Source organism: Flavobacterium sp. GCM10022190 (assembly GCF_042656445.1).
Taxonomy (GTDB): domain Bacteria; phylum Bacteroidota; class Bacteroidia; order Flavobacteriales; family Flavobacteriaceae; genus Flavobacterium; species Flavobacterium nitratireducens.
Genome location: NZ_JBHSOQ010000003.1, coordinates 314523 through 327266 on the forward strand (window position 1 = coordinate 314523; position 12744 = coordinate 327266).

The 12744-nt window shown below is 32.7% G+C and carries 11 protein-coding genes; 2 read left to right on the plus strand and 9 right to left on the minus strand.

Features of this window, described 5'->3' with window-relative positions:
• Positions 1 to 5 precede the first annotated feature (5 nt).
• The 7 genes from bshA to ACFPTQ_RS11510 form a co-directional block, all read right to left on the minus strand.
• Positions 6 to 1172, minus strand: coding sequence for an N-acetyl-alpha-D-glucosaminyl L-malate synthase BshA (gene bshA, locus ACFPTQ_RS11480; RefSeq protein WP_379777668.1), 1167 nt, complete (start codon positions 1170 to 1172; stop codon positions 6 to 8).
• 77 nt (positions 1173 to 1249) lie between these two features.
• Positions 1250 to 3208 carry a serine hydrolase domain-containing protein gene (locus tag ACFPTQ_RS11485; protein ID WP_379777670.1) on the minus strand — a complete coding sequence of 653 codons (1959 nt, stop codon included), beginning with the start codon at positions 3206 to 3208 and terminating at the stop codon, positions 1250 to 1252.
• Between the two features lie 21 nt (positions 3209 to 3229).
• Complete coding sequence (locus ACFPTQ_RS11490; protein ID WP_278035834.1) at positions 3230 to 3712, minus strand: ABC transporter ATPase; 483 nt, start codon at positions 3710 to 3712, stop codon at positions 3230 to 3232.
• Between the two features lie 75 nt (positions 3713 to 3787).
• Positions 3788 to 4579, minus strand: coding sequence for a (Fe-S)-binding protein (locus ACFPTQ_RS11495; protein ID WP_379777672.1), 792 nt, complete (start codon positions 4577 to 4579; stop codon positions 3788 to 3790).
• 81 nt (positions 4580 to 4660) lie between these two features.
• Positions 4661 to 5998: a 4Fe-4S dicluster domain-containing protein gene (locus tag ACFPTQ_RS11500; RefSeq protein ID WP_379777674.1), complete on the minus strand. Its 1338-nt coding sequence runs from the start codon at positions 5996 to 5998 to the stop codon at positions 4661 to 4663.
• Positions 5999 to 6004: 6 nt separating this feature from the next.
• Positions 6005 to 6967: an MlaD family protein gene (locus ACFPTQ_RS11505; protein ID WP_379777676.1), complete on the minus strand. Its 963-nt coding sequence runs from the start codon at positions 6965 to 6967 to the stop codon at positions 6005 to 6007.
• A gap of 48 nt (positions 6968 to 7015) precedes the next feature.
• Positions 7016 to 8176: an N-acetylmuramoyl-L-alanine amidase family protein gene (locus tag ACFPTQ_RS11510; protein ID WP_379777677.1), complete on the minus strand. Its 1161-nt coding sequence runs from the start codon at positions 8174 to 8176 to the stop codon at positions 7016 to 7018.
• An 82-nt stretch (positions 8177 to 8258) separates the two neighbouring features.
• Here ACFPTQ_RS11510 and ACFPTQ_RS11515 point away from each other — a divergent pair, with 82 nt between their 5' ends.
• Positions 8259 to 11009 carry a putative LPS assembly protein LptD gene (locus ACFPTQ_RS11515; protein WP_379777678.1) on the plus strand — a complete coding sequence of 917 codons (2751 nt, stop codon included), beginning with the start codon at positions 8259 to 8261 and terminating at the stop codon, positions 11007 to 11009.
• Between the two features lie 54 nt (positions 11010 to 11063).
• The gene (locus tag ACFPTQ_RS11520; RefSeq protein ID WP_379777680.1) at positions 11064 to 11444 is read left to right on the plus strand and encodes a RidA family protein; all 381 of its coding nucleotides are present in this window, start codon (positions 11064 to 11066) and stop codon (positions 11442 to 11444) included.
• Here the strand turns inward: ACFPTQ_RS11520 and ACFPTQ_RS11525 are convergent.
• Together ACFPTQ_RS11525 and ACFPTQ_RS11530 are read right to left on the minus strand one after the other, a co-directional pair.
• A complete protein-coding gene (locus tag ACFPTQ_RS11525; RefSeq protein ID WP_278035841.1) occupies positions 11434 to 11808 on the minus strand; it encodes a methylglyoxal synthase in 375 nt (124 codons plus the stop codon). The genes ACFPTQ_RS11520 and ACFPTQ_RS11525 overlap by 11 nt on opposite strands.
• 10 nt (positions 11809 to 11818) lie before the next feature.
• Complete coding sequence (locus tag ACFPTQ_RS11530; RefSeq protein WP_379777682.1) at positions 11819 to 12670, minus strand: N-acetylglucosamine kinase; 852 nt, start codon at positions 12668 to 12670, stop codon at positions 11819 to 11821.
• Positions 12671 to 12744: the final 74 nt, after the last annotated feature.

Sequence of the window (12744 nt, forward strand, 5' to 3'; positions counted from 1 at the left end):
TGGTATTAATCATGCTCTGGTTTAGACAAATGTTTGGATTTTTTTTGATACTTCTTAATCGCCTTTTCATAGATTTCAATATACAATGGCAAAATAAGTTTGATATCGAACTTATTTGCTATCGATAAAGCGTTTTTCTTAAATTGACACAAAACAGTATCCTCTTTTAGGATTTTCAGGGCATTTTGAGCCATTTCGTCAATTTCACCTACATTACTCAAATACCCCGAAACGCCATCAAAATTAACTTCTGGTAACCCTCCTGAATTACTTGAAATTACAGGAACGCCCCACGCCATTGCTTCTAATGCTGCTAATCCAAAACTTTCAGTTTCTGAAGGCAATAAAAATAAATCTGAATTGCTTAAAATCTTATCGATTTCGTTACTGTTTCCAAAGAAAATGACCTTGTCTAATATTCCTAATTCCTGGCACAAATATTCGGCTTTTTCTTTTTCAGGACCATCCCCTACCATTAATAATTTGGCTGGAATTTGTTCTTGGATTTTATGAAATATTCGAATGATATCTGGAATGCGTTTCACCTTTCTAAAATTACTAATATGCGTAATGATACGCTCTTCTTTTTTAGCTATCAAAGAACGCTGACATGGTCCTGTAAATTCTCTGCTTTTATCCAATTCGATAAAATTAGGAATCACATGAATATCTCTCTTGATTTTAAATAACTTATACGTATCGTCTTTCAAACTTTGAGAAACAGAAGTTACCACATCTGATTTATTGATACTAAAACTCACTGCGGGTTTGTAATATGGGTGATTTCCAACCAAAGTAATGTCTGTACCATGCAAAGTAGTTATCATTGGGATTTCGATTCCCTCGTTCTTTAACATTTGCTTTGCCATATAACCCGCATAAGCATGAGGAATTGCATAATGTACATGCAAAACTTCAATTTTGTACAATTTAACCATATCAACTAATTTACTTGATAGAGCTAATTCATAAGGTTGATAATGAAACAAAGGATATTCTGGAACGTTTACTTCATGATAATGCACATTTGGATTCAATAAAGCCAAACGCACTGGCTGACTGTAGGTTATAAAATGAACTTCATGTCCTAAACGAGCTAACTCTAAACCTAATTCTGTAGCGACTACACCACTTCCACCAAAGGTTGGATAACAAACAATTGCTATTTTCATCTGTAATTTTTAATACGCCTAAATTAATAAAAATAAGAGTGTCTTTTCTTAAAAGAAAACTAAAACTAGTTTCCTATTTATTTGCCATCAATAGAAGCATCAATTGCCTCATATATAATCGATTGAATATTTTCTCTTATATTTTCTTTCGATAATTTATTCTCTGCCTCGCTAGGAAAAGTGCGATTGGACAGAAAAACATACACAATTTCCTTTTCAGGATCGGCCCAAGCCATCGTTCCTGTAAAACCAGTATGACCAAAACTAGTCATCGATGCACACCCACAAGTAGGTCCTGAATCACCTAATTGCGGTTTGTCAAAACCAATTCCTCTTCTATTTCCATTCGAACAATAATAACAGTTGTTAAAATCATCAAATGTTTGTTCTGAAAAATACCGTTTTCCACCATAACTTCCTTTTTGCAAATACAGTTGCATCATCTTAGCCACATCCATACTATTTGAAAATAATCCAGCATGTCCTCCTATTCCTCCTTGCATGGCTGCTCCCAGATCATGTACATAACCTTGCACAATCTGATGCCTAAAATAAGTATCTACCTCTGTTGGCACAATACGATTTTTATCGATTTTCTCAATTGGATTGTACATAGAATTATTTAAACCCATTGGCTGAAAGAAATTTTCAGCAGCCAAAATATCCAATCGTTTTCCTGTAACATGTTCCAAATAAGCTTTCAAAATCATAAAGGTAAAGTCGCTGTATTTATAAACTCTTTGTGGCAAAAGTTTACTATCGGCAATAATCTTCATAATAGTATCTTGATAATCGGTACGTAAATACAAACTATCGGCAATTTTGATAGAAAAATTGGCATCACCTACTTTTTGATAATAAGCCTCTTTTGGATTTCCTTTCCTATCTAAAGTATTTTTATAAAAAGGATACCAAGCTTGTAAACGGGCATAATGCGACAACAATTCTTTGAATGTAATATCTTTTTTATTAGTGTTTTTAAAAATAGGCAACATCAAATCCAAAGGCGTTTCCATAGTTAACTTTTCTTGATCGTATTGCTGCATTACATTAGGCAAAGTCGCTATAATTTTAGTCAACGAAGCCAAATCATAAATATCCGAATTAGATACTTTTAAATCTTTTTGATATGTATGAAAACCAAAAGCCTTTTGATAAATAACTTTTCCTTTTCGAGCGACAAGAATTTGCATTCCCGGAGTCATTTTTTTATCCATTGCTTTTTGAGCTATCCCATCAATTTTAGACAAAACCTCCGTTTTCATTCCGACATTTTCAGGAGTAGAAAAACCTAAAACATCTAATATATCGGTCGTTAAACCAAATTTTTCATAAAAATCAGAAGATAAATGAATGGGTAATTTCCCTTGCGAACTAATAGCACCAAATAGTAATTCGGCCGAAACAATTTGGGCTATTTTTGAATTTTGATAAGAAACCACCACGCCATCAATCGAACTAAAATCTTTTAATGAAGTTAAAATAGAAGGCGAAGCAAAAACATCTAAAACAACCACATGATTTTGTGCCAACGTTTTAATGATTTTCAGTTCTTCTGCTGAAAATGAAAGACTACTCGAATTTGCATTAGAAGAATGATAACCTATAATAACTGTTGAAAATGGATTCAATTGTTCATTTAAAAGCTCTAGATTTTCCTCCTTAATCTCAGTAACCGCTGTATACTGCTGTAAAGTGGTTAAAAATATATCATTGGGTGCATCGCCCAATTTTACATAAGCAATTTGCTGTTTTTCTAAATTTCGAATAGGCAAAACCAATTTCTCAGTCTTCAAAACAGTGATTGCTTTTTCAAACAAATGGTATTGTTCTGATTCATTTGAAACAGCATTTAATTGATTGTATAGCTGATTTAATTTGGCAAAAGAAATCTCAGGTTGCGTTTCGTTTAGATTTGTTACAACGGGATTTTTACCCAATACAACAGCCTGCTTATTCTTTTTTGTTGTACTACAAGCTGCTACAAAAAAAAATAAGACATAAAGAAGTATAATCCTGATGTCTCTATTTTTCATAAAAGAATATTTTAATTTGGTTTAAAAGAAACGGCTGTGCCAGCTGTCTATTGCGGGCACTTCCCAAGAATCATTATATTCCTGAATAGTATTAATCAAATTATTGAATACAATTGTATTTTGTGTAACCGCTTTGTCCTTTACCATTTTCTTGAAATCAATCAGAGGCTTATGAGCAATATGTTCACCTAGTTTGAAGGTAACATTCATTTTATCTAACAAATCAACACTGTACTTTTGCTCTAATTTTTGAATAAAAGCAACAGAAGCATCGATTGAACATCCAGTTGCAGCCTGTACTTCTTGATTGACTGCTATGATAATAAAACGATTGTATTTAATTTGATAAGAAGCTTCTAAACTGGTTCCGTGTGCCGCCCATCCATTCAAAAACAATTCTAAATCATTCGTTATTTCTGAAATTTCGGCATCCGAAAACTTTCTATTCGATTGATAAATCCAAATTCTGGAATCTTCTGGTAAATTTTCAAATGGTACGTACATTTTGATTTTGTTTTTAAATTGTTGATTTTAGATTTCAGATGTAATAATTTCAATAGTAAACCTTATAGATATTGACTATAAATCCTGTGCATTAGCGATTAACTCCGCAATATCCATCACTTTCACATCTCCCTCTTTTTCTTTATGCTTAATTCCATCTGTCATCATGGTATTACAAAATGGACATCCTGTTGCAATAATATCAGGAGTGGTTTCTAGTGCATCTTCTGTTCTTTCGATGTTGATTTCTTTATTTCCTTTTTCAGCATCTTTAAACATCTGTGCTCCACCTGCACCGCAGCATAATCCATTCGCTTTAGAACGTTTCATCTCTACCAATTCCACATCTAATTTTTCAATTAAATCACGTGGTGCTTCATAAACTTTATTCGCTCTACCTAAATAACAAGGGTCGTGAAAAGTAATTTTTTTTCCTTTAAACTGACCTCCTTCGATAGTTAATCGTCCATCATTTAATAAGGATTTTAAAAACTCTGTATGATGAACTACTTCGTATTTCCCACCTAATTCAGGGTATTCATTTTTTAATGTATTAAAACAATGTGGGCAAGCCGTAACTATCTTTTTAGCTTCATAAGCATTAAGCACTTCGATATTCATCATTGCCTGCATTTGAAACAAAAATTCGTTACCCGCTCTTTTGGCCGGATCACCCGTACAACTTTCTTCTGTTCCTAAAACTGCAAAAGAAACATTGGCACTATTTAAAATACGTACAAAAGCCTTCGTGATTTTTTTGGCTCTATCGTCAAAACTTCCTGCACAACCTACCCAAAATAAAACTTCAGGTTGTTTTCCTTGGGCCAGCATTTCTGCCATTGTAGGTACTATCAAATTTTCTGACATTCTTTTATATTTATTGTTTGTTGTTAGTAGTTTTTTTATTGTTTGCGAATAATGACATTCCAACTAAAATCTACAAACCAATTATAATTCATTTTTCCAATTCAATCGGTCTTGCTGATTGTATGGCCATGGCGCTCCATTGTTCTCGACATTAGTCATCATTGAATTTAAAGCAGCTGGAGCAGCGCTTTGTTCCATTACTAAATAACGACGCATATCCATAATGATTGATAACGGACTGATACTAACTGGACATTCTTCTACACAAGCATTACATGAAGTACAAGCCCAAAGTTCTTCAGGCGTGATATAATCATTTAGCAAAGACTTATTATCAGGAACAAAAACACCTTTATTAGCATCAATATTTCGACCTACTTCTTCCATTCTGTCGCGAGTATCCATCATAATTTTACGAGGAGATAATTTTTTACCCGTTGTATTTGCTGGACAAACTGAAGAACATCTACCGCATTCGGTACATGTATAAGCATTTAATAATTGAACCCAGTTTAAATCTTGTATATCACTTGCTCCAAATTTTGCTGGAACTTCTGCCCCTTCTGCAGGAGTTGCAAATGGATCAGCATTAGGATCCATCATTAATTTTACCTCTTTAGTTACAGCTTCTAAATTATCAAATTCACCTTGAGGTTTTAAATTAGCAAAATAGGTATTGGGGAAAGCTAAAAGAATATGTAAATGCTTAGAATAATACAAATAGTTTAAAAATGCCATGACCATTAAAAAATGACCCCACCACCCGATTCTTTCTAAAATAGGCAAAGTACCCTCACTCATACCTCCAAAAAAAGCAGGACCTAAAAATTGTGAAATAGCAAAATTAAACGATCCTATCCCTTCAAAATGTGACTTCCCTAATGAATACAAGACTTCGTCAGTACCGTTCATGGTAAAAATGCACAACACTAAAATAATTTCCATAATTAAAATTAAGTTAGCATCTTTTTTAGGCCATCCTAATAACTCTTCCTTATTTAAGCGTGGTAATTTTAAAAGATTCCTTCTTATTAAAAAAAGGACTGTTGCAATTAGGGCTAGTAATGAAAGAATTTCTATAAAACTGATTAGAAACGTATAAAATCCTCCCAAACCTATTTTAAAGAAACGATGTGTTCCAAACAAACCATCAACAATAATTTCTAAAAGTTCAATTTGGGTAATAACAAAAGCAGCATATAACATAAAATGTAACAAAGCTGGAATGGGTCTGGTAAACATCTTTTTTTGACCTAAAGCCACCAATGTCATGTTTCTCCATCTTGCTGCCGAATTATCAGTACGGTCTACATTTTGTCCTAGTCTGATATTTCTAAAGATTTTTTTTACATTTTTAGCAAAATACCCGATACTTACAACTAAAACGATAGCAAATAAAATATTGTCTAAATAACTCATCGAATATTATTTTTTAGCTTTCACAATAGAATCATTTGGTCCTGTGTAAGGCTTGTTTTTCTTACCAAAAAGAGAAACATTGATATAACGAGTAGGATATAAACGTACATCCTGAAGTAGTAATTCTAACTCTTTTGAGGTCTTCGATAAATTGGTGTAAAAAGCATCGTCTTTAAGCATTTTTCCCATACTTCCATTTCCTGCTTCTAAACCTGCCATGATTCCATTTACTTTAGCCAATGTGGTATTTAAACTTTTAATGGTTTTACCTAAATCAGCTTTATTGATGGAATCGGAAATTTTAGAAAAATTACCCGAAACTTTATTAAAGTTAGCAACCATGCCTTTAATCTGTGTTTTATTATCAGCAATCAATGAGTTAACACCCGCAGAAGCTTGATGAAATTGTTCCATTGTTTTACTCAATTCCGCTAGACTTTTCTTGATGTTTTCTTGTGTATTTTTATCCAATATAGTGTTCACGCTAGTCAACATATTATCGGCATTCACTAAGAGTTTTTCAATTTTATCTTGAAGCGGAACTAATTTTTTACTTAAAGATTCTGTCATCCCTAATCGAACATTTCCAACTAACTTGTCGCCTTGTTCTATTGTTGTTTTATCTGAAAAATCAGGTTCAATAGCTATTTGCTTTCCTCCAATAAATCCTGGCTCATATATCGTTGCCAAACTCTTTTTAGAAATTGGAAAATCAGTTTTAATTTGCATCTCCACCAATAATTTACCCGTATTAGGATCAATTGTAATTCGTTCAATCTTACCAATTACTAATCCATTTATGGTGACAGGAGCAGAAGGCGATAAACCTTCAACACTATCGTATTCAGCATACAAAGTTGTATAACTATTAAATAGGTCTCTACCTTTTAAAAAACTATAACCCCAAATAAATAATAATATTGCTGAGATTACTAAAATCGCAGTCTTAATTTCTCTTGTTAATTTCAAAATATATGTATTTAGTGCAAATTTAATATAAATAATTAGAACCCTACGTTATTTAATAGCATCTTGAATATCGATTTTAGTTCCATTTTTATAAGCAATCAAAAATGCTGAAGTATATCCTTTAGACTTTGCTTCCTCTAAAAGTTTTTTGGAATCCTCATAATCAGCAGTTTCTCCATAGGTGTATTTATAACTCTTACCTAGTGGTTCCATAGTTACATTTTTCAAACCTTTAAAATTTTTTGGATGTAACTCCAATTTTCTATTGGAAACAGCTAATTGAACTTTGAATACTACATCAGAATTCGCCTTAGTAGAAACTGATTTTTTAGCTCCTACTGAATCCGAAGATGATTTGATACTATCCGGTCTTGAGGTATTACTATTATGTTCATGCATTCTTTGAGCTGGTTTTACCTCAGGTTCAGATTCACCTGTACCAAAATATTCTTTTTTATAGCTCAAAATCGCATTTGCTATAGCTCTAGCAATTTCGTTCTGCCCTTCTTCAGAATCAAGAATGTTTCCTTCGGTGTAATTTGAGATAAAACCCATCTCTATTAAAACCCTTGGCATGTATGCTTTATGCAAAACCATATATGGAGCCTGTTTTACACCACCTCCTCTGATTTTTTTTCCTATTGCAGCAAATTCTTCTTCTATCTTACTCGCTAACGAAATACTATTATCCAAATATTCTTCCTGCATCAATGTAAAACCAATCATAGTTTCTGGCGAATTAGGATCAAAACCTTCGTATTTTCGTTTATAATCCTTTTCAAGCGTAATTACAGAATTCTCTCTTTTAGCTGCTTCTAAGTTAGACGCCACTTTTGTCATACCCATCACATAGGTTTCTGTTCCATCAGCAACAGTGTTCCTATTTGCATTACAGTGAATGGATACAAAAATATTTGCATTGGCTCTATTCGCTATATTAGCTCTTTCCACTAAATCTATAAACACATCAGTTTTACGAGTATAAATGACATCAATTTTCGGATTTTGTTCTAATAACTTACCTACTTTTAGTGCTACTGCCAAATTGATATTCTTTTCGACATGACCATTATAGGAAGCTCCAAAATCATGCGCTCCATGACCTGCATCAAGAGTCACTTTAAAATTCCCGGACTGACTATAATTAGTAAAAGCGAAAAAAAGAAGAATAAAAGACAGTACAACTTTTGTTTTATTAATTACAAACATAAATTTTAAAGTTAATTTTAATTAAAGACTACGACTATAAATTGATTAATTGACTATTTTTGGCGAAAAATAATCTGTAAGTTTGACACTTCAAAAAACAAGCCATAATTTTACAAAAATAGTATTTATCCCTTTGCACACAAACTTATTTCATATCGTTTTATTATCAATTTTCCTAACTTTTGGAACAGTTGACATATATTCTCAAGATATTTCAAAGAAAAACAAAAACATTGCTGCAAAACAAGCTGTAAAAGTTGATACAAAAACAAAAGATACCCAAGTAACTATAAAAGACACTATAAAAAAGCTAAAAGACAGCACCAAAACTGATAGTATAAAACCGAAAAAAGCATTTTTAGATGGAAAAGTAAAATACAAAGCCACTAATTATGCTAAAATAGACCAAAAACGTAAACTAATTACCCTTTACGACAATGCGGAACTTTACTATCAAGATATTGAATTGAAAGCCGGAAAAATCATTCTGGATTATGAAAAGAATGAAGTTTATGCTGGTCGTATCAAGGATTCTACAGGAAAATTTACCCAATACCCCAATTTCAAACAAGGAGAAAATGTGGTTGAACCCGATTCAATTCGCTTTAACTTTAAAAGCCAAAAAGCATTAATTTGGAATTCCAAAACAGACCAAGGAGAGTTCAATGTAAAAGCAGCCATCACTAAAAAGGAGAATGATTCGGTTTATTTTTTAAAAGGAGCTCGATTTACGACTTCCACTAACAAAGACAATCCGGAATATTATTTTAGAACATCAAAGGTAAAATTCATACCTGGTAAAAAAGTGATAACTGGCCTTACTAATCTGGTCATCGCAGATGTACCAACTCCAATTGCTTTACCCTTTGCTTTTTTTCCTATGAGCAAAGAAACTAGCGTTTCGGGATTGATACTACCTAGTTATAATGATTCAAACACCCGTGGATTCTCTTTACAAAATGGAGGTTACTATTTTGCTTTAAGCGATAATTACGATTTGACTGTCTTAGGAGATTATTACACTAACGGAAGTTATGGGATGCGATTTGAATCTGCCTATGCTAAAAGATATAAATTTAGAGGTAATGTCAACGTTCGTTTTGAAAACCTAATCACTAGCGAAAGAGGCTACCCAGATTATTCCAAACAAAATATTTACAATATACAATGGTCACATTCAAGAGACTCAAAAGCGAATCCAAGTTCTAGCTTTTCAGCTTCTGTAAACCTAGGTAGTAGTAAATATTTCAAACAATCGATCAACCAAACGAACATGGGTTCTCAATTAAATAACACCCTAAGTTCTTCGATATCTTATTCAAAAACATTTAATTCTATACCACAAGCCCGATTATCATTATCGGCTACACACTCACAAAACACCCAAACAGAAAGCATCAATATGACACTTCCTACTTTGCAATTTAGCTTAGACAGGATGTATCCCTTTGTTGGAAAAGATGGTGTAAAAAAAGGATTTATTAAAAACATCAACTTACAATATAACTTAAACGGAAGAAACTATATCAATACAACAGATTCTTTATTTTTCAAACCACAGATGTTTAAAGATGCGAAAGTAGGTTTCCAACATAGCATCCCTTTGAGTACAAACTTTAAAATATTTAAATACTTTAGCGCCACAACAACTGCAAACTACGAAGAAATCTGGTATACTAAAACCATTCGTAAAGAATACAATACAGAACAAAGTGCGGTAATAGACAGGACAGTAAACGGTTTTGATGCCTTTAGAACCTACAACTTATCTGCCAGTTTAGGAACCACAATTTATGGTACTTTTAATTTTGGTGAAAACAAAAAAATTCAAGCCATAAGACATGTCATTCGACCGTCTTTCTCCTACTCCTACACTCCTAGCTTCGAGAAATATTATGATACCTACTCTTCTGACGCAAGTGGTAGAATGGATAAACAATATACGCGCTTTGAAGGCGGAATTTTTGGTGCTCCAGGTTTAAGCAATTCAAATATTTTAGGAATAAGTGTAAGCAATACTTTTGAAGCGAAAGTTACCGATAAAGATACCACTAAGACAGAAGCTAAAAAAGTAATGTTATTAAACAACTTGAACTTTTCTACCAGTTATAATTTAGACGCAGATGGTGTAACTAATTTAGCTTGGTCACCAGTTCGTGTAAGCACAGGAGCTCAATTTTTTGAAAATAAATTAAATGCCAATTTAGCCGCAACCTTAGATCCATACGCTATTGATAATTCAGGTCAAAGAATTAACAAATACAATATTGAAAACGGGGGAAGTTTATTCAGAATGACGAGCGCCAATATTACCCTAAATTATTCGTTATCTAGTAGAGACAAAGACAACAAGAAAGATAAAACCAAAGATACCCAAACCGAAAGAAATGGTGGTCGAGAAGATGACTTATTTGGAACCAGCACGGATTTAAATGACAATCGAAAGAGTATGTTTGATGGCAGTGAAGAAGAAGGAGAAGATACGATTTCTGAATTTTTTAAATCAAAAATTCCTTGGGATATGACTTTTGCCTATGCATTTACTTACAGCAATAACAACCGTGAAAATAAAATATCGGGGAACTCCTTAATGATTTCTGCCAATACTGATTTAACACCTAAATGGAAAGTGGGAATTTCTACAGGTTATGATTTTGTTCAAAAAGGAGTTACTTATACTCAATTCCGTTTTGAAAGAGATTTATCTAGTTGGAGAATGAGTTTCAACTGGACTCCTTTTGGAACTAATGCTAACTGGAATTTCTTTATTGGAATTAAATCAGGGATGTTAAGCGACATCAAATGGGAAAAACGTAATTATCCTAACCGATAATTTTTTTAACCCAACAATAATTGAACCTACTTTTAAACCTAAGACAGTATAGAAATGAAAAAAATAATTTTTACCGAAAAAGCTCCAGCACCAATAGGCCCTTATAACCAAGCTGTACTTGTAGGAAACATGCTTTACACTTCAGGACAAATCGCTATCAATCCTGAAGATGGAACCATCGTAACTTCATCTATTGAAGCCGAAACCAAACAGGTAATGGAAAATGTTAAGGCTATTCTTGAAGCTGCAGGAATGACATTTGAAAACGTAGTTAAATCGACTATTTTTATTATGAACATGAACGATTTTGCTACAATCAATACTATTTATGGTTCTTATTTTAACGAAAAAACCGCTCCAGCTCGTGAAACGGTTCAAGTGGCATGTTTGCCAAAAAATGTAAATATTGAAATTTCTGTAATTGCTACAATCTAGAAGCAATTGCATCTAATAATAATTGTGCCGTAGCTTCATTTGTTGCCAATGGCACATTATGCACATCACAAACACGAACGAGCATGTTAACATCTGGTTCGTGTGGGTGACTCGCAAGAGGATCTTTAAAAAAGAATACCATATTTGTTTTCCCTTCCGCTACCCTAGCTGCAATTTGAGCATCACCTCCTACTGGACCAGAAAGCATTTTCATTACTTTAAATCCAGCAATTTCGGCTCTTCCTCCTGTTGTACCAGTTGCAATAAGCTGAACATTTTCTTTAGATAAAATCTCTTTGTTCTTATTTAAAAATTGAACCATGTCAACTTTTTTTCCATCGTGAGAAATAATAGCAATCTCCATATTTTTTCTATTATTTGTTTGCAATATGATATGAAATTAAACCATCGATAGGTCTTCTCAACACATTTCCTAATTGTAAATCATATTTATCAAAAGCACGTTCTAATTCCTCTTTTAAATAAAAAGCAATAGAACCTACAAAATGCACTGGAACTTCTTTACAATTATCAAATTGCATTACATAATTCTTGATAAAAGATTTCATTCCTTTACGAATGATTTTTTGACAAAATTCAGTGTCTTTATGTTGAATTAAGAATTTAGCAAAAGTCGCTAAATAAGCATTTGGATTTTCTTCCTTATATAATTTATTTTTAATAAAATCAGGATCAACATTGTATTCTTTTTCGAATTCAACCGCTAATTCCTTAGGCATTTTATTAAAATAGTATTTTCTAATTAATTCTTTACCATACACATTACCACTAGAATCATCCATTACGATATACCCTAATGATTGTACTTTTTGGTGTAAAACAGTACCGTCAAAATAGCTACAATTAGAACCTGTACCTAAAATACACACAATTGCTTTTTCGTCTTTTGGTGTAGTAGCATATACTGCAGCATAAGTATCTTCTTCTACTACAATTTGCGCATTTATGAAATAATTTTGAAATACTTCTTTCAAAGCAATTTTCATTCTATCAGTTCCACAACCTGCACCATAGAAATACAAATGAGTGGCTAATTTTTTATTTTGTTGAATGTCAAAACGGTCATCAAGACGTTCAATGATTTGATCTCCTTCTAAAATTTCAGGATTCAATCCTAAGGTTTGGGTTGTAAACAATATTTTTCCGTGATCATCTATCGCAATCCAATCGGCTTTAGTAGAACCACTATCAACTATTAATTTCATTTTTCAGTTTTTTTTTGGATTAATTACATACTATCAATTTAAAAATGTAAAAACTACATTTTAAAGCGGCATTA